The sequence below is a fragment of the Serratia sp. C2(1) genome (genome assembly GCF_036352655.1).
Taxonomy (GTDB): Bacteria; Pseudomonadota; Gammaproteobacteria; order Enterobacterales; family Enterobacteriaceae; genus Serratia; species Serratia inhibens.
Genome location: NZ_JAZFBA010000001.1, coordinates 408958 through 433230, shown reverse-complemented (window position 1 = coordinate 433230; position 24273 = coordinate 408958). Strand labels below are relative to the sequence as shown.

At 56.2% G+C, this 24273-nt stretch carries 24 protein-coding genes and 1 tRNA gene; 6 read left to right on the top strand and 19 right to left on the bottom strand.

Annotated elements, in window-relative coordinates; all coding sequences use genetic code 11:
* Positions 1-154 precede the first annotated feature (154 nt).
* On the top strand, positions 155-685 hold the full coding sequence (smrB, locus tag V2S86_RS02065) for an endonuclease SmrB (protein WP_065506401.1): 531 nt from the start codon (positions 155-157) through the stop codon (positions 683-685).
* A 67-nt stretch (positions 686-752) separates the two neighbouring features.
* Here the strand turns inward: smrB and sixA are convergent, their stop codons facing one another.
* The 4 genes from sixA to V2S86_RS02045 all read right to left on the bottom strand — a co-directional run bounded on the left by sixA (position 753) and on the right by V2S86_RS02045 (position 5604).
* Complete coding sequence (gene sixA, locus V2S86_RS02060; RefSeq protein ID WP_126484255.1) at positions 753-1235, bottom strand: phosphohistidine phosphatase SixA; 483 nt, start codon at positions 1233-1235, stop codon at positions 753-755.
* A 406-nt stretch (positions 1236-1641) separates the two neighbouring features.
* The gene (gene fadJ / locus V2S86_RS02055; RefSeq protein ID WP_330761015.1) at positions 1642-3807 is read right to left on the bottom strand and encodes a fatty acid oxidation complex subunit alpha FadJ; all 2166 of its coding nucleotides are present in this window, start codon (positions 3805-3807) and stop codon (positions 1642-1644) included.
* A complete protein-coding gene (gene fadI, locus V2S86_RS02050) occupies positions 3807-5117 on the bottom strand; it encodes an acetyl-CoA C-acyltransferase FadI (RefSeq protein WP_330761014.1) in 1311 nt (436 codons plus the stop codon). Before fadI ends, fadJ begins: the two co-directional genes overlap by 1 nt.
* A gap of 190 nt (positions 5118-5307) precedes the next feature.
* Positions 5308-5604 (bottom strand): YfcZ/YiiS family protein, encoded by a 297-nt coding sequence (locus V2S86_RS02045; protein WP_330761013.1) that lies wholly within the window; start codon positions 5602-5604, stop codon positions 5308-5310.
* 405 nt (positions 5605-6009) lie between these two features.
* Between V2S86_RS02045 and fadL the strand changes: the two genes are divergently transcribed.
* Positions 6010-7332 carry a long-chain fatty acid transporter FadL gene (gene fadL / locus V2S86_RS02040; protein WP_330761012.1) on the top strand — a complete coding sequence of 441 codons (1323 nt, stop codon included), beginning with the start codon at positions 6010-6012 and terminating at the stop codon, positions 7330-7332.
* Between the two features lie 55 nt (positions 7333-7387).
* Here the strand turns inward: fadL and bglB are convergent, their stop codons facing one another.
* From bglB to ccmA, 12 genes are all read right to left on the bottom strand, one after another.
* Positions 7388-8527, bottom strand: a complete 1140-nt coding sequence (gene bglB / locus V2S86_RS02035; protein WP_330761011.1) for a beta-galactosidase BglB — start codon at positions 8525-8527, stop codon at positions 7388-7390.
* 36 nt (positions 8528-8563) lie between these two features.
* Positions 8564-10126 carry an MFS transporter gene (locus V2S86_RS02030; RefSeq protein ID WP_330761010.1) on the bottom strand — a complete coding sequence of 521 codons (1563 nt, stop codon included), beginning with the start codon at positions 10124-10126 and terminating at the stop codon, positions 8564-8566.
* Positions 10127-10473: 347 nt separating this feature from the next.
* The gene (gene mlaA / locus V2S86_RS02025) at positions 10474-11235 is read right to left on the bottom strand and encodes a phospholipid-binding lipoprotein MlaA (protein WP_330761009.1); all 762 of its coding nucleotides are present in this window, start codon (positions 11233-11235) and stop codon (positions 10474-10476) included.
* A 35-nt stretch (positions 11236-11270) separates the two neighbouring features.
* Positions 11271-12482 (bottom strand): c-type cytochrome biogenesis protein CcmI, encoded by a 1212-nt coding sequence (ccmI, locus tag V2S86_RS02020; RefSeq protein ID WP_330761008.1) that lies wholly within the window; start codon positions 12480-12482, stop codon positions 11271-11273.
* Positions 12482-12949, bottom strand: a complete 468-nt coding sequence (locus V2S86_RS02015) for a cytochrome c-type biogenesis protein (RefSeq protein WP_330761007.1) — start codon at positions 12947-12949, stop codon at positions 12482-12484. The genes ccmI and V2S86_RS02015 overlap by 1 nt, the downstream gene beginning before the upstream one ends.
* A complete protein-coding gene (locus tag V2S86_RS02010; RefSeq protein WP_330761006.1) occupies positions 12946-13497 on the bottom strand; it encodes a DsbE family thiol:disulfide interchange protein in 552 nt (183 codons plus the stop codon). The genes V2S86_RS02015 and V2S86_RS02010 overlap by 4 nt, the downstream gene beginning before the upstream one ends.
* Positions 13494-15464 carry a heme lyase CcmF/NrfE family subunit gene (locus V2S86_RS02005; protein ID WP_330761005.1) on the bottom strand — a complete coding sequence of 657 codons (1971 nt, stop codon included), beginning with the start codon at positions 15462-15464 and terminating at the stop codon, positions 13494-13496. The genes V2S86_RS02010 and V2S86_RS02005 overlap by 4 nt, the downstream gene beginning before the upstream one ends.
* Positions 15461-15955 (bottom strand): cytochrome c maturation protein CcmE, encoded by a 495-nt coding sequence (gene ccmE, locus V2S86_RS02000; protein ID WP_004947520.1) that lies wholly within the window; start codon positions 15953-15955, stop codon positions 15461-15463. The genes V2S86_RS02005 and ccmE overlap by 4 nt, the downstream gene beginning before the upstream one ends.
* Positions 15952-16188, bottom strand: coding sequence for a heme exporter protein CcmD (ccmD, locus tag V2S86_RS01995; RefSeq protein ID WP_330761004.1), 237 nt, complete (start codon positions 16186-16188; stop codon positions 15952-15954). Before ccmD ends, ccmE begins: the two co-directional genes overlap by 4 nt.
* Positions 16185-16922 carry a heme ABC transporter permease gene (locus tag V2S86_RS01990; protein WP_013813954.1) on the bottom strand — a complete coding sequence of 246 codons (738 nt, stop codon included), beginning with the start codon at positions 16920-16922 and terminating at the stop codon, positions 16185-16187. Before V2S86_RS01990 ends, ccmD begins: the two co-directional genes overlap by 4 nt.
* A 118-nt stretch (positions 16923-17040) precedes the next feature.
* Positions 17041-17700, bottom strand: a complete 660-nt coding sequence (gene ccmB / locus V2S86_RS01985; RefSeq protein ID WP_330761003.1) for a heme exporter protein CcmB — start codon at positions 17698-17700, stop codon at positions 17041-17043.
* Positions 17700-18320 (bottom strand): cytochrome c biogenesis heme-transporting ATPase CcmA, encoded by a 621-nt coding sequence (gene ccmA / locus V2S86_RS01980; protein ID WP_330761002.1) that lies wholly within the window; start codon positions 18318-18320, stop codon positions 17700-17702. The genes ccmB and ccmA overlap by 1 nt, the downstream gene beginning before the upstream one ends.
* A 251-nt stretch (positions 18321-18571) precedes the next feature.
* Here ccmA and V2S86_RS01975 point away from each other — a divergent pair, with 251 nt between their 5' ends.
* From V2S86_RS01975 to dsdC, 3 genes are all read left to right on the top strand, one after another.
* Positions 18572-19501: a formate/nitrite transporter family protein gene (locus V2S86_RS01975; protein ID WP_330761001.1), complete on the top strand. Its 930-nt coding sequence runs from the start codon at positions 18572-18574 to the stop codon at positions 19499-19501.
* A gap of 129 nt (positions 19502-19630) precedes the next feature.
* Positions 19631-19705: transfer RNA gene (locus V2S86_RS01970), tRNA-Arg, on the top strand.
* A gap of 225 nt (positions 19706-19930) precedes the next feature.
* The gene (gene dsdC / locus V2S86_RS01965; protein WP_330761000.1) at positions 19931-20860 is read left to right on the top strand and encodes a DNA-binding transcriptional regulator DsdC; all 930 of its coding nucleotides are present in this window, start codon (positions 19931-19933) and stop codon (positions 20858-20860) included.
* A gap of 31 nt (positions 20861-20891) precedes the next feature.
* On the opposite strand, the gene V2S86_RS01960 is transcribed toward dsdC, so the two are convergent.
* From V2S86_RS01960 to V2S86_RS01950, 3 genes are all read right to left on the bottom strand, one after another.
* Positions 20892-21194, bottom strand: coding sequence for a hypothetical protein (locus V2S86_RS01960; RefSeq protein ID WP_330760999.1), 303 nt, complete (start codon positions 21192-21194; stop codon positions 20892-20894).
* A gap of 3 nt (positions 21195-21197) precedes the next feature.
* Entirely contained in the window at positions 21198-22121 is a 924-nt protein-coding gene (locus tag V2S86_RS01955) for a DMT family transporter (RefSeq protein WP_330760998.1), read from the bottom strand.
* Positions 22122-22216: 95 nt separating this feature from the next.
* Positions 22217-22507, bottom strand: a complete 291-nt coding sequence (locus V2S86_RS01950; protein ID WP_330760997.1) for a hypothetical protein — start codon at positions 22505-22507, stop codon at positions 22217-22219.
* A gap of 475 nt (positions 22508-22982) precedes the next feature.
* Between V2S86_RS01950 and V2S86_RS01945 the strand changes: the two genes are divergently transcribed.
* A complete protein-coding gene (locus V2S86_RS01945; RefSeq protein ID WP_442995926.1) occupies positions 22983-24083 on the top strand; it encodes a porin in 1101 nt (366 codons plus the stop codon).
* Positions 24084-24273: the final 190 nt, after the last annotated feature.

The following is a 24273-nucleotide window of genomic DNA, read 5'->3' as shown; positions in this document are numbered from 1 at the left end:
GATTTAGCCGCATAGTTTGCCATGAAGCCCGCGACAAATCAGCAGCAATAGTCGCGTTAAGACATTCTCATTTTCATTCCGACGGGAGTTTTGCGTCGACAGATACCCGCGACACGGTAAACTGTCGTGATAAATGATTTCCGGTGAATAAAAAATGAAGAACAAGCACCCTCTGAGCAAAGATGAATTGCAGCTCTTCAGAGAGTCGATAGCAGGCGCAAAAAAGCTGCGCCAGGATACCGTTGTCCACCCCAAGCCCAAGCCAAAAACCCGACAAATGGCACCGCAGCGCCTGCTGCAGGAGCAGGTGGACGCCAGCTATTATTTCTCGGACGAATATCAACCGCAGTTGGAAGAGGAAGGGCCGACCCGCTATGTGCGCCCCGGCTACAGCGCGTATGAGTTGAAGAAACTGCGACGCGGCGATTATTCACCGGACCTGTTTCTCGACTTGCACGGCCTGACCCAGATGCAGGCTAAACAAGAGTTGGGCGCGCTGATTGCCGCCTGCAAGCGTGAACACGTGCACTGCGCCTGCGTCATGCATGGCCACGGCAAGCATATCCTCAAACAGCAGACGCCGCTGTGGCTGGCGCAACACCCCGACGTATTGGCGTTCCACCAGGCCCCCAAAGAATGGGGCGGCAACGCGGCGATTCTGTTGCTGGTCGAACTGGCCGAGTAAACCGCAGATATGACAAAGGGCGATGTTAAACATCGCCCTTTCCTGCCTGGACCCGATAGAGGGTGCCCTAGACTTTAGCCATCACCTGCGACGGACTGACCTGCCATTCAAACTTGCCGTAGCTGCCGTCGGTTGCCAGATCGACATTGGCGATCGCGGAGGTCGCGAACATCGGCGGGCATTCGCCTGGACACAGCTCAGCGACCAAATAACCCACCAGCGGCAGGTGAGATACGATCAGCACAGAGTTGACCCCCTGCTGCGCCAGCGCCTGCAGATAGCTGCCGACCAGGCTGGCATCACCACCCGGCGTCAGCTCAGGCAGCACTTCTTCGCTTTCCGGCAGCGCCAAAGCTTCGCGCACCGTTTCCAGCGTCTGTTCGGCCCGCAGATAGGGGCTGACCAGCACTCGTTCAATATCCACAGACTTGGTGTTTAACCAGGCCGCCATCTGACGTGACTCATCACGGCCACAAAGGGTAAGAGGTCTTACCGAATCGCTGGCCGCATCAAGTGCCGCCTCTCCGTGACGCATAATCAAAACTTGCATATTGCACCGCTGTTGTTGACAAAATAACGCTATACAGAAACGCCGAGCGTGCTGTATCGCCGAGTTTTACAACCCCAAAGCAAAAGCTTTGAAACGATAACGCGCCGTCTCTTTTATGGCGGCCGGGCATTTTGCCTGAAAGTTCACGTAAAGAAAATGCTGTTTTTTACATCAACATCGTCCCGCCGTGAACATGACGCTCACATAACAACCAATTCAACAGGTTAAATTTCAACCTTTCCATCATGAAAGTTATTGATGGCGATCGGGTTTCAGCGTCATCGGGTTACGTTACTCCGTCACTATCTCCCTGTATAGCACCCGGGATTGCAGGTATTGCAAGGAGTGATGGCGATCACACTGCGGCCCTGATCCAACTCTAGTACAAATCAGGGCGCCATGCCGCTCACTCCCCTGGCGGATAAAAGCGTTCGCCCTGCTGCGCCATGCGCTGCAAGCGTTCGCAAGGGGCAAAGTTTTCGCCGTATTGCTGCTGCAGGTAGTGCAGCGTTTTAACCACCTTCTCAGCGCCGAGTTCGTCCATATAACGGAACGGCCCCCCGAGGAATGGCGGGAAACCAATGCCGAATACCGCGCCGATATCCCCATCACGCGCGCTGCGGATCACACCTTCGTCCAGGCAACGCGCCGCTTCATTCAACATCATCATTACGCAGCGCTGGGCGATGACCGCCGGCTGCAAATGCGACTTCGGCGTAATGCCCAGCAGAAGATAGACCGAGGTATCGGCGCGCTTGCCCCGCTGGCGTTGCTGACCTTCGCTTGGGTACAGGTAGAAACCCCGGCCGTTTTTGCGCCCCTTGCGCCCGTCTTTCAGCACCGCATCGAAGGCGGCCGGCGCGGCGAAACGCGGCCCGAGCTGTTCCACCAATACCGGGATAATCTTGGTGCCTACATCAATGCCCACTTCATCAAGCAGGGTAATCGGCCCCACCGGGAAGCCAAAATCCACCAGCGCCTTGTCCAGCGATTCAACGGGCTCGCCTTCCAGCAGGCAACGCGCCGCTTCATTTATATAAGGAGCCAGAATGCGGTTGACGTAGAAACCGGCGCGATCGGCGACCACAATCGCCGTCTTGCCCTGTTTGTGCGCCAGCGCCACGGTGGTGGCAATGGTTTCCTCACTGGTGGAAGCATGGGGGATCACCTCTACCAACGGCATTTTGTCTACCGGGCTGAAATAATGCAGGCCGATCACCTGCTGCGGCCGCTGCGCGTTGGCGGCAATCTGGCCAATCGGCAACGACGAGGTATTGGAGGCGAAAATAGTATGAGGTGCGGCGTGCTGTTCAATCTCGGCCACCATTTTCTGCTTCAGGGCCAGATCCTCAAACACCGCTTCCACCACGATATCCACGCGCTCGAAACCGGTGTAATCGGTCGAACCGGAGATCAGCATCATCTGTTTTTGCCGTTCCGCCGGGCGCATGCGTTTGCTGCGCACGCGCTTGCCGAGCACATCCCAGCTGTATTTCAGCGCGTGGTTGATGCCGGTTTCATTGACATCTTTAATACGCACCGGCAGGCCGCCGCGCGTGGCGGTCACGCAGGCAATTCCGCCGCCCATCAGGCCCCCGCCCAGAATACCGACGCGGTGCAGAGCATGGGGCTGTGCATTGCCGCCGCGCTCTTTCTTCAGGGCGGTAGAGGCAAAGAACAGGCTGCGCAACGCCGCCGACTGCGGCGTCATGGCCAGTTCGCCAAAGGCTCGCGCCTCGGCTTCATAACCGCTGGTGCTGCCGCTATCCAAGCCGGTACGCACCACCTGAATGATTTTTTCCGCCGCCGGATAGTTGCCGTGGGTTTTCTCCAGCGTTTTTTTGCGCACAATGCTGAACAACAGACTTTTCCCCAGAGGGCCGTTGAGCAAGCGCTCCTGCCACGGCAGTTCACGCCGACTCTGCCACCCCTGCTTGACCCGTTCAATGGCGGTCTGCAATAAAATCGCCTGCGGCACCGCATCATCCACCAACCCCATCCGCAACGCCTGACGCGCGCGGATATGTTTGCCGGTCAGCATCATGTCCAGCGCCTTGCTGGCGCCGATCAAGCGCGGCAATCGCTGGGTACCACCGGAGCCAGGCAACAAGCCAAGCTGCACTTCCGGCAGGCCGAGAGCGGTTTTGTCATCCAGCGAACAGATGCGGCCATGGCAGGCCAGAGCCAGTTCCAGCCCGCCCCCCAGGCAAGCGCCGTGAATAGCCGCCACCACCGGCACCGGGAAAGCGGCGATCTGCGCCAGCGTGCTTTGCCCTTTTTTCGCCAGCGTTTCGGCCTCTTTGGCGCTGGTGCAGGCGGCGATCATGGTGATGTCCGCCCCAGCAATAAACGAATCCGGCTTACCGGAAATAATCACCAGCCCTTCCAGCGCGGTATGTTGCTGCGCACGGATCAGCACGTCATTCACCTGCTCGACGAACTCGGCTTTCAGCGTGTTCACCTTGTCGCCCGGGACGTCGATGGTAATCACGCCGATGTTGTCCGGACGCAGCGTCAGTTGAAAAGCCGAGGGTTTGGCCCGCTGTTCATGCAATGCGTTTTCAAAGCTCATTATTCCACCTCTACAATCATTGCGGCCCCTAACCCTCCGGCCGCGCAGGCAGTAGTCAGCCCCAGCCCGCCGCCACGGCGTTTCAGCTCGTGCAACGTCTGGGTGATCATGCGCGCGCCGGTAGCGGCAAACGGGTGGCCATAGGCGATCGAGCCACCCAAGACGTTAAATTTATCCATATCCACTGTGCCAATCGCCCTGCTGCGGCCCAGTTTTTGTTGGGCGAACTCATCGCTGGCGAACATCTTCAGGTTGGCCAGCGTCTGCGCGGCGAAAGCTTCATGCATGTCGATCAGGGTCAGGTCGGCCAGGCCAATGCCGGCGCGATCCAGCGCCAGCGGCGTGGCGTAGGATGGCCCCAACAGCATGTCTTCCCACACGTCGATGGCGGAAAAAGCAAAGCTGCGCAGGTAACCCAGCGGCTGCAACCCCAGTTCTTTCGCGCGCGATTCGCTCATCATCAGCACCGCCGCCGCACCGTCGGTCAGCGGCGTACTATTGGCCGCGGTGACGCTGCCATGTTTGCGGTCAAATGCCGGTTTCAGTTTAGCGTATGACGCCAGGCTGGAGTCTTTGCGAACGTTGTTGTCTTCGGTAATTTGCGCACGGTACGGCGGGACGTAAGCGGTCATGACTTCATCGTGCAGCAGCCCCTGTTCCCAGGCCTTGGCCGCCAACTGGTGAGAGCGGTGCGCCAGCGCATCCTGCTCTTCGCGGGTGATGCCGTGGCTTTTCGCCATTTGTTCGGCGGTATCGCCCATACGCAGGCCGGTCGAGTATTCCGCCACCGCCGGCGGCACCGGCAGCAGATCACGGAGTTTCAGCCGGCTAAAAAGTTTAAGGCGTTGCGACAGGGTACGTGCCTTGTTGACATCGACCAACGTCCGCGCCAGCGCTTTGCTGACGCCGATCGGCAACACCGAGGAGGAATCGGCGCCGCCGGCAATGCCGATACCGATGCTGCCCGCCATGATGCTTTCCGCCACGTTGGCGATCGCCTGGAAGCTGGTGGCACAGGCGCGCGACACGCTGTACGCATCGGTATGTACGCTCATGCCGGTGCCCAACACAATTTCACGCGCAATATTCGGTGCCTCTGGCATTTGCACTACCTGGCCAAATACCAGCTGTTCGATAAGCGCCGGATCAATGCCGCTGCGGGCCAAGAGTTCGCTCACCGCCGTTTTCCCCAGATCCACCGCAGGAATACCGTGATAAGCGGTTGCCTGTTTGGCAAAAGGGGTACGCAGTCCATTTACAATCGCGATACGGTCACCGTGACGGGTCACCAACGGCAGTGCCTTACTCATAAACGCTCCTGAAAAAAATAACGTCAGCGCAACGGCCAAAAGAGGTCTGACCTGATGAGGTCATTGTTAACCAAATGTTTACATTTGGCAAACCGTCAGAAGTGAAAACTGAGAGCAGGAGCAACTTTCTATCGGGGGGAAAACGGCGAGGCAGCGGCGCGGGTTTGGCCCGCACCGTTTTGGGCAGGAATTAACGCAGGCCGAGCTGGAAAATCAGGGTTTCCGCCTGGCAGGCAAAGGTGAAATCCGCCACCAGTTGCACGCCACCGTCAACCGGTTTAATGCTACTGCTGATGTCACAAGGGTCAGACTCCACGTCTCGGGCTTTTTTCGTCAGTGCCGCCAGCGTTTGCTCGGCTTCCTGTTGATTGGCAAACACCTGGCTGTAGGATGCGGTGCAATCGGTGTTATCCATCACGGTACCGACATCGACACAGCAACAAGCTGCAGTTTCCTGGGCGCTGCATTTATTAATTGCATCTGACATGATTAATTCTCCTCAGGGACCGCCATTACGCGAGTCCAAACTGCCATTAACTTTCTGGCGCAAAGACGCAAGATTCTGCGTTTATTTTACCCCGCAGCGAAACCCATCGCTAGCACTTACTTTTTATAGGTGTTTTAAGTGATGGAAATCACAAATAAAAATCGATGTCTGCTAAGGAATGGTAAGAAGTTTGTTATTCACTGCTGGTTTTTTGTTAAGCAGATCTCTTTTTTGATATCAACCTTGAAATATCTCAAAAACAAAGTTGCAACATTCTCACAGGTCGGACCTATAATTCAGCCACTGGTCTGATTTGTCTGAATGATAACGGACCCTACAATCCCGCGCTCCTTGTTACCTTGTGTAACATAGTTTAAATAATAAACACATAATGAGGTTTTGGTCATGAGCCAGAAAAACCTATTTACTAAATCAGCTCTCGCAGCTGCAGTGGCAATTATTTCTTCAAACGTGTCTGCCGCAGGATTCCAGCTGAATGAATTTTCATCAGCGGGTTTAGGACGTTCGTATTCTGGCGAAGGCGCCATCGCGGATACTGCAGCATCCGCCAGCCGTAACCCGGCCCTTCTCATGATGTACACCCGACCAGAATTCTCGATCGGTGCCGTATTTATCGATCCAGATGTAGACATCACCGGCAAGTCCCCTTCAGGCGCCAGCCTGGACTCAAAAAATATCGCGCCAACCGCCTGGGTGCCGAATCTGCACTATGTTCACCCGATTAACGATCAATTTGCCGTGGGCGGCTCGGTCACCAGCAACTACGGTCTGGCCACCGAATTCAACGACGGTTACACCGCAGGCGCTTACGGCGGCAAAACCGACCTCGAAACCCTGAACCTGAACCTGAGCGCCGCTTATCGCCTGAACCAACAATTCAGCTTCGGCCTGGGCTTCGACGCGGTTTACGCTAAAGCCAAACTTGAGCGTTATGCAGGTGAATTGCCGAAACTGATTGCAGGCTCGGGCCAATTGCCGCCTCAGTTAGCCGGCCCGGTGTCACAAATCCCGGCCGATACCCAGATCTCTCACCTGAAAGGTGACGAATGGGGTTTTGGCTGGAACGCCGGTATTCTGTATGAAGTCGACGAAAACAACCGTTATGGTCTGAGCTACCGTTCCGAAGTGAAAATCGACTTCGACGGCGATTACAAAAGCAGCCTGCCATCCGCTTATAACCCGATTCTGAGCGCGGCCGGCCTGCCTTACGGCACCAACGGCAACACCATTCCAGGCTCTCTGACCCTGAACCTGCCGGAAATGTGGGAAATCTCGGGCTACAACAAGGTGGCGCCGCAGTGGGCAGTCCACTACAGCCTGGCTTATACCAGCTGGAGCCAGTTCCAGGAGCTGAAAGCCACCGGCAACAACGGCCAAACGCTGTTCGAGAAGCACGAAGGCTTTAAAGACGCTTACCGCATCGCGCTGGGTACCACTTACTTCTACGATGATAACTGGACCTTCCGCACCGGTATCGCATTCGATGACAGCCCGGTACCTGCCCAGAACCGCTCTATTTCGATCCCGGATCAGGACCGTTTCTGGCTGAGCGCCGGTACCACCTATGCGTTCAACAAAGACGCTTCGGTTGACGTCGGTGTTTCCTACATGCACGGCCAGAAAGTCACCGTCAAAGAAGGCCCTTACACCTTCGAATCGGTGGGCAAAGCCTGGCTGTACGGCGCCAACTTCAACTACCGCTTCTAATCTTGTTTTTCAAGAAGCTCAAGCGCCCCACGGGGCGCTTTTTCGTTCATCATCGTTAGATATAAACCCGCAGATACTCGGCCAGGCACAAGATCGCCATCGCCTGGCCATAGGGCATAGAGGTCCGGGGGATTTGGCGGTAATACTCCAGTTCGCTGCCCATGGCAGTACCGAATGAGACACCGGTCAGTTCGCCTTCCGGGGTAATATGTTCAATCACCCCTTTCACCGCCCTTTCCGCCATCGCGGCGTAGCTGCCGCCGATATAGCGTTTGCGCACCGCTTTCAAAATACCGTAGGCAAAACCGGCCGTGGCAGACGCTTCCAGATAGGAATGCGGGTCGTCCAGCAGCGTATGCCATAATCCGCTGTCGTCCTGGCAACGGGCCAGGGCCGCCACCTGGTTCTCCAACACTTGCTGCATAAAACGCCGCGTCGCATCCTGTTCGGGCAATTCCAGCAATTCCAGCAGCTCTGGAATGACCATGGTCAGCCAGCTGTTGCCGCGCGCCCAACGTGCCCTGGCAAAATTGTGGCTCCCGTCGAAGGTCCAGCCGTGAAACCACAGGCCGCTATCGCGGTCCATCAGGTGCTGCGCATGCACCAGGAACTGATATTTAGCTTCCTCCAGATAGTCCGGCCGGTTGAGCAACATACCGATCTTGGCCAAGGGCAGCACGCTCATCATCAGGGTGTCGTCCCACAGCTGCTGGTGATTCTCTTCCGCCAGCGTAACATGCTGCATACCGCCGCAGCGGGTGCGCGGCATCTCGTACATGACCCACTCCGCCCAGCGCTCCAGATACGGCAACCAACGCGGGTCGCGGGTTTCCTCATAACGGTAGGCCAGCGTCAGGAACGGGCATACCGTGTTGACGTTCTTGGTCGGCGTGCCTTCCGCCAACCGTGCGGCAAACCAATCATCGATAATTTCCCGCAACCCGGCATCGCCGGTTTGTCGATAGTACTGATAAATGCCATACAACCCGATGCCGTGCGTCCACTCCCAACCTGCCCAGCCTTTAGTGTCAATCACCCTGCCGTCGTCCAGCCGCAACAGAAACTCGCCGCTCTCATCGGTGATATTGACCAGATTCTCCACCACATCGTCGAGGGTGCGCTGCAACTGTTCGCGGGAGATGAAACGTTCCGGCTGGCGCAGCAACGGGCTGTGTTTGACGGGGTATACCACCATGAGCAACTCCTTATTATTCAGATTTAGCGAAGTGAATCAGAGAATTATTGCCTTCTTGCCATCCACCTCTTTCGGCAGCGGCGGCGCGGCGGATTTGTGGCGGTTGGCATAACCAATATTGTTGTTGCCCCACAGGCAGTCGTACGGCATACCCGCCAGCATTTCGACGGTCGCTCGCGCCTCCGGCAGGATTTTTTCCGGCACTGTACCGCCCGCCGCCCGCATCTTTTCGGTTTCTGCGCGCAGCACGCCGTGGGTGGCGAGATTCAATTTGAAACGCAGCGAGATAAAGAAGCCCAGGCTCAGGACCGCGACCGTGCCCAGGCACAGAATCAGCAAAATGGTGTGGCTCACCGCAGGCAGTTGTTCGCTTTTGCCGGAAACGAAGCCGGAGAACTGCATCATCAACCCCACCAGTATCACCGCCCCGGCCTGCGAAGCCTTGCGTGTCAGCGTCATGATACCGGCAAAAATCCCTTCACGGCGCTGACCGGTGATGGCCTCATCCACGTCGGCGATATAGGTATAGATATTCCAGGGCACGTAGTTGATCCCGCCGCGCCCCAGCCCGGCGATAGCGGAAATCAGCAGCAACAGCGAAAACGCGTCGTTCATGCCGGCGTAATACAGTGCGCCGTACGACAGCGCGCTCAGGCCAAACAACGCCACCACCAGGCGGTAGGAGGGTGCAGGCCCAAAACGAATACACAACGGGATCATGCCAATCACCGCGATAAATTGCAGGATGGCCATCCAGCCCATCAGGGTTGAGGCAACGGTGGCGCTTTGCATCAGCACAAACACCACGTAATAGGTGAACACCGCGTTGAATACGTCCTGAGCAATATAGCCGCCGAGGTACATGCCCAGATGCTGGCGGAAAATCCTTACCCGCAGGGTGGAAGCCAGTTCTACGTACAGGCGCTTGATGCTTTGGCCCAGCGTCAGCTTCTGTTGCTCCCCTAAGGTACCCGGCCCCGGCTGGCGCTCCCAGCTAAAGCGATACACCAGCGTCAACACCAGCGCGCAAATCACCGAGAACACCAGGCTGGCGTAGAAAAAAGAAACCGCATTGTCTTTGCCAAAATAGCCCAGCAGTATCCCCGGCAGAAAGGCGGCCAGAATCGCCGAAAGCTGCGCCAGCGAGATGCGGGCGCCGGAAAACTTGGTTTTCTGCTTGAAGTCATCGGTCATTTCCGGCACCAGGGTTTCATAAGGCACCAGCACCATGGTATAAACCATGTCGAAGAACAGGTAGGTCAGCAGGTAATACCAAAAGCTCATCTCCCCCACCCACATCAGGCTGTAGCTGAACACCAGCGGGATACCGAGCAAGATGAAGAACTTGCGTCGCCCGAAACGTTTGCCGAGCCGAGTAGCGCCGAAGTTGTCGGTCAGGTAACCCATCAACGGGCTGATCACCGCATCCAGCAGCCTGGCAAGGGCAAAAATGGCCGTCGCCTCGATCGGGCTGAGGCCGCAGAACGTGGTGTAGAAGTAGAGCAGCCAGGCCGCCGTCAGCGCCGTGGTGCCTGCACCGAGAAAATCCCCGGAGCCGTAGGCCAGGTAATTGATCACCCCGATTTTACGCGTTTTCATAGCTCCCCTCCTGATGACGCTGACTGTGGTAGTCCGATGCGTTATAGAAAACTTTGGGTAAAAGTAGATTTCCGACGATCAAAAAACCTTGGTTCTTTTGCCACCCTCCGGCGGATGTTGGCGTCAACAGGAAGAATGTGCCGATCAATCATTCAATTTAATAAAACACTATTTTAATTTTAAAGAAAAATGTGACCATTTTTATTAGATCGGAATCCACGTCACACGTTCGACGCGGATTAACGGAGGAAGAAGGCGCTTGCCGGGAGGTAAAAACAAAAATGCCAGTCAGCTTAACTGACTGGCATTCACGCCACAGGGCGGTTTGAGATGTTTGCGTGCGGGGCTTATTTCGCCGAGTCGATATCGTCCAGATCGCCCTGGATCGCCTGGGCATTCGGATTCTCTTCCGGCTTCAGCGAGCCGCCGCGCGCCAGGAAGTCATGACGCTGGAAATAGGCTTCACGCATCATCAAGTAAGGATCGGAGGAGTTGCGCAGCAGGCCGTCGGAATCCAACAGCTGAGCGCGGGTTTCAATCCCCTCAACCACCCATTTACCCGCCGACATCCAGAAGGTCAGGTAGCTCAGCACCGGATAGACCGTATCCGCCCAGTCGCCGCCGTCTTCACGCAGGGTGAAGCTGCCATAACCCGGTAACATGACATAAGGGCCGTAGCCGACATCGTAATGCCCCAGCGTGCTGCCGAAACGGTTCGGTTCTTCGCGCGCCAGTTTCGGGTTCGCCATTCCCGCCACGTCGATCAGGCCTCCCATCCCCAGCAGGGTATTAAGGAAGAAGCGGTTGAAGTGAATCATCCCGCGATACGGGTCGCCCTTCAGGAAGGCGTTGACCATGCTGGCCGGTTCTTCCAGGTTCGACGTGAAGTTACTTAAACCGTTACGCGCCGGCATGGGCACATAGTCGCGCCAGGCCACGGCCACCGGGCGTAATACGTACGGATCCAGGACGTTATAGTTAAAGTCGAACATCGTCCGGTTAAACCCTTCCAGAGGATCGGATCGCCCTTGTGGTTCATCTTGCGGCGCGCTGGCACAGCCCACCAATAACACAGTTGCGAAAGCCAGCCCAGTCAGGCGAAAGTTCATATTTTTCTCCATGAAAACACGTTCGGTCTTTTTATTCAGGGAACCTGCTTGTTAATCTGAACGCTAACCTGCCCTTTACCGCTGAAATTCTGCAGTTCGCTCTCACCAAACCAGTCGCCCGCCTGCGGCGTGGCCAAACCGTCGTGAGAAATCCGTACCCTCACCTTCACCTGATGCTGCGCCGAAAGCAGGCGTTCAGGCATCATGGCGTTGCTGTCATCCAAAGAGAATGACAGGGGGAAACGACTTAAGGGCAGTTGTTTTACCGCAACCGGCACCGGGTTGGCGCCATCGGTCACCGAAATTACCAGCGTCCCCTGCTGCGGTAAAGCGTTAGTCGCCTCGGGCGATAACGTCACGTTTACATTCAGTTTAACAGTTTCTTCGCCCGCCTGTGATTTTGCTTGTGCAATGCTGCGCTTTAACACCTCGGTACGCTGGTCGTTGGCCGGCAGCAGTTTCAACATCACCTGCCAGGCACCGATCGCCTGTTTGAAATCTCCCTGTTCAAAGGCATTGAACGCCAGCAAGCTCAGTACGCGCAGGTTGGTATGATCCTCGGCGATCATCTTGCGCAGCATCTGCGTGGCCTGCTTGTTATCCTCCGGATCGTTGGAACGCGTCAACACCTCCGCATAGCCGAGGCGCACTTCCAGATTATTCGGATCCAATTGATAAGCATGAGCAAATGCCTGCGTTGCGGTGGTCGCGTTATTCAGCGCCATACCTACGCGGCCCAGCATCATCCAGTCGTTGATGTTGCGATCGTCTTGTTGCAGCGCGGTACGCAGCCCCAGCCCAAGGCGAGCGATCTCCTCCATGCTCAGCGGCTGGGCGCGCTCATTGGCGACGCGCGCGCGCAGCTCCGGCATTTGGGCTTGCACCTGCTGCCAGTCCATTACCTGCGCCAACCCGCCGGTTTTCAGATAAAACCCCAGGGTGACCACCACCAGCAACAGCACGCCGGGCACCAGCATCCAACGGTTGATCGGTTTCGTCTGCACGTCCTGTTGGCCGGGAATGTCGTTCAGCAGGTTCTGTTGCAGTTCTTTCACCAGTTCCGGACGTTCGGCAACCACGCCCTGCGCTTCATCTTGCTCCAGCTCGTTCAGGCGATCTTGATAAAACGCCTTGTTCAACGCGTCGCGGCTGGTGGCCGCACCCTGCTTGCCCTGGCGCATCGCAGGCACCACCAGCAGCGCCGCAGCGCCGGCCAACAGCACAATAATAATCAGCCAAAATGCCATTAGGGTTTCTTCCTGTCAGTCTCTTTCAACAGCGCCGCCAAGCGCTGTTGCTCCTGCTCGGAGAATTCATCGTTAACAGTGCCGGCGCGGTGGCGGCGAGTGCGCAATATCACCACCGCTCCGCCGATCAGCACAAACAACAACGGGCCAACCCACAGGATCAACGTCGCCGGGGTCACCGGCGGTTCATAAGTGACGAAATTGCCGTAGCGCGCCACCATATAATCAATGATCTGCTGTTTGTTCTGCCCCTGCATCATCAGCTCGTACACCTTGGTGCGCATGTCGGCGGCAATGATGGCGTTAGAATCGGCGATGCTGTTGTTCTGGCATTTCGGGCAACGCAGCTGTTCGGTCAACTCGCGGTATTGCTGTTCCTGCTCAACCGAGTTGAACTTATAGGTATCGATGGCCGCCGCCGCGCTCCAGCTCAGCAGCGCGGCGAACATCAGGGCAATCAACCTCATGCTTCACCCCCGTACTTTTTGTACAGCGGCAACACTTCCTGCTGCCAGACGCGCTCGTTCATATCCCCGGCATGGCGGTAACGAATAATGCCCTGACCGTCGATCAGAAACGTCTCCGGCGCGCCGTACACGCCAAGATCCAGCCCCAACATGCCATCGCCGTCATACAGGCTGAGGGCGTAGGGATTGCCCAATGAATTCAGCCAGGTGACCGCTTTGCTGCGGTCGTCCTTATAGTTCAGCCCCACCACGCGAATGCCTCGCGCCGCCAGGGTATTGAGGTACTGATGCTCGGCACGGCAGGTTGGGCACCAGGTCGCCCAAACGTTCAACAACATCGGCTTGCCGGTCCGCAGCACCGCCTGATCGAACGTTTTCCCGGGTTGGTCAAGCGACTCCAGCTTAAAAGTCGGTACCGGTTTGCCGATCAATGCCGATTCCAGCAGAGTCGGATCCTCGCCACCGGCATTGCGCGTCAGTTGCACCATAAAGGCCGCCACCAGCAGCAGGAACAGGATTAACGGGATAAACAGCAACTTACGCTTCATGCCTGCTCCTCCAGCTTGCCTTCGCGTTTGAGCTTTTTGCTCATCCGATAGCGCGGATCGAGAATGCACAGGATGCCGCCAATCGCCATAAATACCCCGCCGAACCAGATCCAGCGCACGAAGGGTTTGTAATACAGCCGCACCGCCCAAGAGCCGTCGTCCAGCTCTTCCCCCAGCGCCGCATAGAGGTCGCGGCTGAAACCGCCGTCGATAGCCGCTTCGGTCATCATGCTGCGCGCCACGCTGTAGTAACGTTTCTCCGCGTGCAGCGTGGCTTCCGGCTTGCCGTTGCGCGTGACGTCGATAATGCCGACGCCGCCGCTGTAGTTCGGCCCGCGAATATCGTGCACGTCGCGGAACACAAAGTGGTAGCTGTGAATGTCCACGCTGTCGCCGGCCTTCATGCGCACATCGCGCTCCACGCTGTAGTTCTGGCTGAACGCAATGCCGATCACCGTCACCGCGACCCCGAGGTGGCCCAGCACCATACCCCAATGGCTGCGGGAAAGGTGGCGCAGGCCGCGCCAAAAACCGTGGCGATGGGTAGCGCGCTCATGCAACTCCATCAGCGTCAGGATAATCACCCACACCGCCATGATCAGCCCGACCACCGTCATGCCGGCGATGCTGTCCTGCAACAGCCACGGCAGCAGGATCGACAGCACCAGCGTGATCGCCAGCGCCACGCTCAAACGGCGCCACAGCTTGGTCGGTTCATCGCGACGCCAGCGCACCAGCGGGCCAATGCCCATCAGCAGCGCCATCGGCGCCATCAGCCAGGTGAACATGGTATTGAAGAACGGCTCGCCGATAGAAATGCTGCCCAGACCCAGCTGTTTGTGCACCAACGGCAGCAGCGTACCCAGCAGCACCACCAGCATGGCGGCAATCAACAACACGTTATTGCCCAGCAGGAAAGTTTCGCGCGAGAAGGTTTCATGCTGCACCCGGCTGCGCACCTGCCCGCCCTTGACCGCATACAGCAGCAAAGAACCGCCGATCACGATCACCAGATAGGCGAGGATAAACATGCCGCGCGCCGGGTCGGAAGCAAAAGAGTGCACCGAAACCAGCACGCCGGAGCGCACCAGGAAGGTGCCCAACAGGCACAGCGAGAAGGCGGTAATGGCCAGCAGCACCGTCCAGGCCTTGAAGGTGCCGCGTTTTTCGGTCACCGCCAACGAGTGCATCAGCGCCGTACCGGCCAGCCAGGGCATAAAGGATGCATTTTCCACCGGATCCCAGAACCACCAGCCGCCCCAACCCAGTTCGTAATAGGCCCAGGCGGAACCCAGCACGATACCCAGGGTGAGGAACACCCAGGCCGCCGTGGTCCAGGGACGCGACCAGCGCGCCCAGGCGGTATCCAGCCGGCCGGCCATCAGTGAGGCGATGGCGAAGGCAAACGCCACCGAGAAACCGACATAACCCATGTACAGCAGCGGCGGATGGAAAATCAGGCCGATATCCTGCAGCAACGGGTTGAGATCGCTGCCGTCGATCGGGAAGTTCGGCAGCGTGCGGGTGAACGGGTTGGAGGTCATGATGATGAACAGCAGGAAGCCTGCGGTGATCATGCCCATTACCGACAGCACGCGCGCCACCGCATCCTGCGGCATTGAACGGCTGCACAGCGCCACCGCCAATGACCAGCAACTGAGCAACAGCACCCACAGCAGCAGCGATCCTTCGTGCGCCCCCCAGGTGGCGGCGATGCGGTAATACACCGGCAGCTGGCTGTTGGAGTTGGCGGCCACATAGGCCACGGTAAAATCATTCACGACGAAGGCGTGCACCAGGCAGATGAACGCCAGTGCAATGGTGGCGAACATGCCGTAGGTCAGCGGGCGCGCCACCGCCATCATGCGGCGATCCTGACGCGCTGCGCCCCACTGTGGATAAATGCTCAGCAGCAGCGAAATCGCCAATGCCAGGCACAGCAGAAAACTTCCCGTTTCCGGCATCATGACTTGCCGCCCTCATTTTGCGGGGCGGTGTAGGCCGAAGCCGGCCCCTTATGGTTTTCTTTCATCGCGTCTGCCACTTCCGGCGGGGTGTATTTTTCATCGTGTTTCGCCAGCACTTCACGCGCGTTGACCACGTTGCCTTCACCCAGTACGCCTTGCGCCACCACGCCCTGCCCTTCACGGAACAGATCCGGCAGAATGCCGGTATAGGTGACGTCAATCACGCCGCGCGCATCATAAATCTTGAAGTTGACCTGCAGCGTTTTCTGATCGCGTTTCACCGAGCCAGGCATCACCATGCCGCCAATGCGCAGGCGTTGGCCCACCTCCGGTTTTTCGTGATCCTCCCCCTTGCCCTGCAGAATTTCACTCGGGGTATAAAACAGATCGATGTTGGAGCGCAGCGCGTACAGCGTCAGGGTCGCGGTCAGCGCCACGCCGATCAGCACGACAATCGCCAGATACAGGCGGCTTTTACGACGTGGATTCACAATGATTTCTCCCGCGGTTCGGCGGATTTTTGTTTCGACTGCTGCGACTGACGAATGCGTCGTTCGCGCGCCTGACGACGGCTGACTTCATCCAGCAGTTGCCTGCGCTGCCAGCAGGTGTGGGCCACCAGGCCCAACAACGACAACAGCGTGACGGCCACCGCCAGCCAAACGTAAAAGGCGTAGCCGCCCATGGCGAAAAACGCCGACCAGGAGGTAAATGCGGCATTCATGGTTGACGCTCCTTGTTGACCAGCCCGGCAACCCACGGGCGCTGACGCTCCTGGGCCAGGATCAGATTGCGCAACCGCATCAGGGTCAGCGTGATAAAGAACAGCAGATAGCCGAGGATCGCCCAACGCAACGGGGTGCGCATGCTGGGCGCGATACTCTGTTGCATATTGGTGGAGCCCTGGTGCAGCGTATTCCACCATTCGACAGAGAAATGAATAATCGGGATGTTCACTACCCCTACCAGCACCAAAATGCCGGCGGCGCGGCCGGCCAGGCGGCGGTCTTCAAAGGCGTTATACAGCGCAATAATGCCCATATAAAGGAATAGCAGCACCAGTTCAGAGGTCAGCCGCGCGTCCCACACCCACCAGGTGCCCCACATAGGTTTCCCCCAGGCGGCCCCCGTGACCAGCGCGATAAAGGTAAACACCGCACCGACCGGCGCCATCGCCGCCACCACGGAATCGGACATTTTCATCTGCCACACCAGGCCGATAAACGCCGCCACCGCCATCGAGGCGTAGATGCCCATTGACCACATGGCGGCCGGCACGTGGATATACATGATGCGGAAGCTGTCGCCCTGTTGATAATCCTTCGGCGCAAAACCAAAGCCCCATACCCAGCCGATCGCCAGGCAGAGGGCACCAGCCAGCCCCAACCACGGGACAAAACGGCCGCAGACACGATACAGCCGTTCAGGCTGGGCGAATTGATGTAACCATTTCCACATTGTCGTCATTGCTCACGGTAAATGTTTTCAGGTGGCCCCCCTATCGTGGGGCGACGAAAATAGCTTTCGCGGTGGAACACGCTCTTAACGGCGTTAACCCGCATGTTAATCAGTGATGCTAGTGCACGCTCACTCGCAGAGCAGCGGCGGTGGCAAAGGGGGCCAGCGTTATGCTGCCCGCCAGCATTGCGCCCAGAATCGCCAAATACCCCGCTATCGGCATGCCCATGGAAGCGGCGTCGATAGCGGCGGTGGAAAATATCAGCACCGGGATGTACAGCGGCAGCACCAGCAGGCTGAGCAGCACGCCTCCTTTGCGCAACCCGACGATCAGCGCCACCCCGATGGCACCGATCAGGCTCAGCGTCGGGGTGCCCAACAGCAGCGTAAACGCCACCGCCAGCCAGGTCTGCATATCCAGCGACAGCAACAGCGCCACCAACGGCGACAGGATTAACAACGGCAACCCCGTCACGACCCAGTGAGCACACACTTTGCCTAACACCGTCATCGGCAGCGGCGTCGGCAACAGCAGCAGTTGCTCCAGCGAGCCATCGAGAAAATCGTCGCGAAACAAACGCTCCAGCGACAACAGCGAAGCCAGCAGCGCCGCCACCCAGATAATCCCCGGCGCAATGCGCGCCAGCAACTGCGGTTCTGGCCCAATGCCCAACGGAAACAACGTGATAACGATCAGGAAGAACCACAGCGGGTTAACGATTTCCGACCCTTTGCGAAAGGCAATTTTCAGTTCGCGGCGCAATACAGTCAAAAACATCAAAAATTCTCCGCCAGGCTGATTTTACCTACCGCCTGCGTCGTGCCGGCCAGATCCTGGTGCGTGGTCAACAATACCATGCCGCCTTGCTGCGCATGTTGCTCAAAAAGGCTAATCAATTCAGCCACACCCTGTTTATCGATCGCCGTCAGCGGTTCATCCAGGATCCACAGCGGGCACTCACTTAACCATAAACGCGCCAGCGCCACCCGGCGCTGCTGGCCGGCGGAAAGCTGCGCCACCGGCAAATCCTCGTAACCGACCAACCCCACCTGCTCCAGCGCCCGCCAGATGGCCTGACGATCGGGCGCGGCGCGTACCGCCTGGTAAAATTGCAGGTTCTCGAAGGGCGTCAGCATGGCTTTAATGCCCGGCTGATGGCCGAGGAACAGCAGGTCCTGATAATAATTCTCACGGTGACGCTGCGTATTTTGCCCGCGCCAACACACTTCGCCGTTTTCCGGCTGCGCCAGCCCGGCCAGAATGCGCAACAGGCTGGTCTTGCCCGCGCCGTTCGGCCCTTCCACCTGAATAATCTCGCCCGGCTTCACCGTAAAGCTTAATGCGCTAAACAGGATGCGTTCATCACGAACGCAGCTCAGACTTTTAGCTTCCAGCATCGGGAGAACTCATATTTTTCTTTGGGATAGCGAATCATAGCATAAGGCAGTTGCGGCACGCAGCCCGCCTCCGGCCGCTCGGCTACTCCAACAAGGGTAATATGACGACCCAGATCAATAATGCGTAGAAAAAACCGACGGCGTTAAACTCTTGTTACTTTTTTCCGCCATTTTCCGCATTTCTGTCGCACCGCCCGCGAGCCAACTACGCTTGATGAGTGGCCCTGGCAATATTTGATGGAGAGTAAACAATGAGCGACGAACAACCACGCACAACAGCGGATGCCGATGATCCTCTAAAAGTGGAGAGCAAAGAGCACGAACAGGGCAAGTCAGAAATAGAAGTAAAGGAAGAGAACCTGCCCTCACGCGCTGCGGCGGTGCATGAGCTGATCCGTATGGAAGGCGAAAAAGAGCTGGAACGCGACTGGGTAGCCCTGCTGTGGTCCGCCGTGGCCGCCGGGCTGTCGATGGGCGCTTCACTGGCGGCGAAAGGTATTTTTCACGCCCGCCTGCCGGACGATCCCAGCCGCTTCTTTATTGAGAATATCGGCTACACCTTCGGTTTTATCATTGTGATTATGGCCCGCCAGCAGCTGTTTACCGAAAACACCGTCACCGCCGTGCTGCCGATCATGCACAAACCGACGCCGAAAAACTTTCTGATCCTGTTCCGCCTGTGGGGCGTGGTGCTGCTCGGTAACCTGATTGGCACCGGGCTGGCATCATTGGCGTTTATCCATATGCCGATTTTCGACGACAATACCCGCCGCGCCTTCGTCAGCCTGTCGGAAGAGGTGATGAAAAACTCGCCGTCAGAAATGTTCGCCAACGGCATTCTGGCGGGCTGGATCATTGCCACCATGGTGTGGATGTTCCCTTCCGCCGGGGCGGCCAAGATTTGGATCATTGTACTGATGACCTACCTGGTGGCGATTTGCGACCTGACCCATATCGTGGTCGGTTCGGTCGAGATCCTGTATCTGGTGTTTAGCGGCGCTCTTCCCTGGCAGGAGTTTTTCTATCCGTTCGCCATTCCGACGCTGGCGGGCAACATTATCGGCGGCACCTTTATCTTCGCACTCATCAGCCACGCGCAGATCCGTAACGATATGAGCATTAAAAACAAGGCGGCGAAGCTGGAGGCGGAAAAAGAGGCTACCAAGGCGAAAAAACCGTGATCGCAACCAGCGCTGCGTACAAAATTCACCGCATATTGGCGAGGGAATGAGCAAACGCACCGCTAAGCGCTTATTCTGCGGGTAAAAAAAGGTATACTGCCCCGGCAGCTCAGGTTGCCGGCCCGCAGGGTCCCCGTAGTTAAACGGATATAACAAGCCCCTCCTAAGGGCTAGTTACTGGTTCGATTCCAGTCGGGGACACCATCACCACGCGAAAAACAGCTTTACGACAGCGCCCCCTTCCCTCGGTACTCAGCAAGCTATCTTGCCCATATTTAATAGCGAATCCTACACTCCAGCCTAATTACCTGATCGGTCAGGTAGATAACACCATTGTTCAAACCCGTTATTTGTAAATAAGAGAAATCGCGTTTTAGCCCCGTTAAATAAAATGCTAACATTGTTTAATTATAAGCATGGAGGCATGACATGTTCCCCGACAAAAAATATTTTCAACGCGCAAGCCCGCTGACCAGCTATCAATTTTCACGCCTGCATACTTTTGAATGCGTCGCCCGCAACTTATCCTTTTCACTGGCGGCGGAAGAACTGTCTATTACGCCCAGCGCCGTGAGCCACAGAATTAATTTATTGGAAAAAGAGTTGGGTTTTCTTTTATTTCAACGCTTCCACCGCAGAATTACGCTGACACCGGAAGGCGAGCGCATGCAATGGGCATTAAGCCGCTCCTTCAATACGCTGAATCAGGAAATTCTTGATATTAAAAGCCGTGAGTTGACGGGCAACCTGACTATTTATTCGCACCCTTCCATCGTGCAGTGCTTGTTGATACCGCGGATCGGCGATTTTATTGCCCGGCACCCCACCATTCATTTGAGCATAGTCACCGGGCAGGAAATCATCAGCCTGGCCAATCGGGGGGTTGATTTAGCCATGTACTTTGGCAAGCTGCCGTCCGGGAAACAAATAGACGAAGCTTTTATGCAGGAATCTATAGTCCCGATCTGTACTCCGCAGTACGCCAAGACACATAACCTCTACGACGCACCGGAAAATCTGGCACATTGCACCCTGCTGCATGACAGGTACAACTCTGGCGAGGACGAATGGTTGACCTGGTCGCAACATTTTGATTTGGCTCTGGATACCGAGAGCAAAAGCATGGAGTTCGATCGCTCGGATCTGGCCGTGCTGGCGGCGACCAAACACCTTGGCGTCGCCATGGGGCGGCTAAATCTGGTGCAAGACTGGATCAACAGCGGCGAACTGATTATCCCGTTCAGCAACATGACCCTGCCTTGCGAACACTGCTATTTTATGTCGACCATCTCCGAACGCCAGTGGCCGAAGATCATCGCTTTCAAAGAGTGGCTGATGAAGATAGCGCCTCTGGCCTGATGGCCGGAGGCATTGGCAGATTTTCTTGAAATCAGCGCCATTTCTTTGGGGTATAAGAGAAATCAAGCGCGCAGTTATATAACTTTCCGGCCTTTGAATAATAAATATGCTTGCGGCTATTATCCCAGGCAACAGCATAGTTATTAGCAAAGGTGATGACTTCAACCGGTATCTGGTTGGATAATCGTATCCGTTTGGTGCTTTTCACCACGGAAAAATCACCATTATCATAGAGCGTTATCAAAGGATACCCCCAGGCATATCTGGATATTTGCACGGTGAGGGTGAATTGGCTTTCACAGCTTATTTGATAGTTATGAATATTAACATCCATGGGTTATATTTTTGGTGCTACTCCTTTATTGAAATAAAACAAATAAGAACAGCTTACGACAATAAGCCCGAAGACGATCAATACAGAACCCAGTACAAATTCAATTTGCAGCGGCTCACCCAAAATCACCACACCGGCTAAAATGCCAAAAATGGGGGTCATAAAGGTCAGAATGCCCAACGAAGAGGCCTGATAGTGACGCAGCAGAGAAAACCAAATCAGATAGCTGAGAAAAGAGACGATAACCGTTTGGAATATCAGGCTGGTCCAGGCCACAGAACTCAGGTTGAAATGAAGGTTTTCCATGGTCATCGCCAGCAGTGATAACAGCAGGCAGGCCCCTGTAAGCTGGAACAACAGCGTCTGTTTGGACGAACAGTTCGCCAGGCGCGTGGTGCGAATGACTATCGTCGAGCCGCCCCAGGACATGCCCGCCAACAGACCATAAATATCGCCACGCAGTTGCGCCTCACCGCCCGCGCCGTCGCTCATCCCCGAGATGGCAAGCACCACGCCGCCAAAGGCCAGGGCGATGCCGGCCCACTGCACGACCGACAAGCGCTCGTTCCTGATAAAAAAATGCAGCCCTATGGCGGAAAATAAGGGAGCGGTGTACAAGAAAACCGCCATATGCGACGCGCTGGTATAGCGTAAACCTTCAGAGACGAAAAAGAACTCTAACGCGAACAATAAGCCAACGCCCAAACCGGCTAACAGCGTGGGACGATCGAATAAAAACCTTTCCCTTTTGTAACGCGCCAAAAGGTAGACCGCCAACGCGGCTACGCCTGATCTGATGGCGATTTGCAGTACGGCGGAAATGTCCGGCTCGGCGGCCTTGATCGCGACCTGTTGCAGCCCCCATATGGCGCATATCAGCGTCATGGCGGTAGCCGCTTTGCTGTCTATGTTATTTCTGGAAATCATCGCACCTCCTGCAAACCGCTCTGCTCAAAATACAATTACCCCTCACCGAAAATATGCGCGGCGATAGAAAATAAAATCGCAGAAATATCTAAAGGCTACTCTTTATAAACCACTATTTCTTGGTACATTTTAATCTCTTCATTATCGCTATCGGTGTCACCGGTATATTCAGTTTGTTGCGCCACATGAATAACCTTCCACCCCCGCTTCGCCAATTCAGGAATAGTGACGCGGCCAACGTCACGGCAGGTAAATACGGTATCGTCACTCAATCTCAGTTTACCAATACTAGCGTAATCATAAGCTTGAGACTGACATACGTGCGACTCTGCCGCCATCAGCGGCAATGAAAAAAGACCAATAAATAACGCCAAAAAAGCTTTCATAATCATCTCCCGTTCCCTTATTAATCCAATCCATCTTACCGATATCGGCAAAATTTGATTCCGCTATCCATCGGATAATTTAATGTCGTCATGTCGATTAAATTACACGGCATCTGCCATTCACTGACAAGTGAAAAATATAAGGCTATGCGTTAGATGAGTTCATCCGAGTATTGTCGTCATGGATCTGCCACTCCCTTGAGTAAGACCCCACGTCAGGCTCCGCCGCCCTCTTCCCTGCCAACGCTTAAGATCCAATCAAATAATTAGCAAGAAAAGTAACTTTTTGTGACGCACATCGTGTTACATATGCGTTTCGCTTCAACCACGCCAAAAAACAATGAAAACGCTCAGAAAAAATCTGAGCAAATCACTGATGCCGGTGCATCGGTGATGTTGGCCATCAATAACAGGGATAAAACACATGACTTTCACATTGCGCACATTGACTCAGGCGGTCGCTTTGGGGCTGGTGATGGGCACTGCCTCTTTCGCTGCCCAGGCTGAGATCACTCTGCTGAAGCAGGATCCGCAGGCGGGCGATCCGCTGAGCCGCCTCAACTTTACCGTCGGCGGCAGCATCCGCCCGCAGTTCAACAACATGACCGGCGATGGCGATAAAGGCTCCTATAAACGCAACGGCTTCGACGGCGGTACCCGTTTCCGCTTTGCCGCGGATTACTATCTGTTCGACGACATCAGTTGGATCAGCTACTACGAGCTGGGGGTGAATATCCCTGCCCTGTTCGACTGGGATCACCACTATGCCGACGGCGCCAATAACACCAGCCGCCGCATGCTGTACACCGGCCTGAAAAGCAAAACCTGGGGGCAACTGACCTTTGGTCAGCAAAACAGCGTGTATTACGACGTGGTGGGGGCCAAAACCGATATCTGGGATTACGACATGCTGGCCCAGGCGCCGGGCAACGGCATTAACGGTGACTACGACGGCTCTTACCGCTCGCGCAAAATGCTGAAGTATAAAAACACCTTTGGCGATGCGGACGTTTACGCCTCTTACCTGTTCAGCGATAACGACTATCTGCCGGGCAATGGCCTGCGCTACAAGCGCAAAGGCGGCGGCTCGCTGGGCGTGGATTACCACCTGACGCCGGATCTGACCTGGGGCAGCGCGTGGAACTATACCCGCGCCGAAATGCGTAACCCTTCCACCAGCGGCTCGAAAGACTACGATCAGAACATTGTGGGCACCGCGCTGAGCTGGAAGCCGGACAACTGGACCCTGACCTTTGGCGGCGGTTGGTACAACAACTTCCTGACTACCAAAAAAGCCGACGTTGACAACTACTTCGCCGGCGACGCCTGGGGTATCGAGTATCTGGCCGGTTACACCGTGCCGGTGGGCCAATATGCGGTGAAATCCGTGATGCCTTACTTTATGGGCGATCGTCTGGAGTACGTGAGCGGCCGCAATTATCAGCGTATCGATAACGGCCTGGGGGTTACGGTGCAGTTTGATTACGGTTTCCGCGTCGATGTGGAACACGTGCTGACTTCAAGCACCGATAACCTCGGCGATATGACATTGGTGCGTCTGCGCTACGATTTCTGATCGGTATAGACGTAAAAAAGGCCGTTTTCACGGCCTGAGGTTGATGACAAAGTTGTCTTTGAGTCCGAGATACCCGGGCCTAGCGCACCGAGGGGCGCTCCGACGGCCAAGGCCGTTACGACCCCTTCGGCACGCTCTCCCTAATAACAAGCTTTGTCAGCAGTCTGAGGCCGTTTTCACGGCCTTTTTC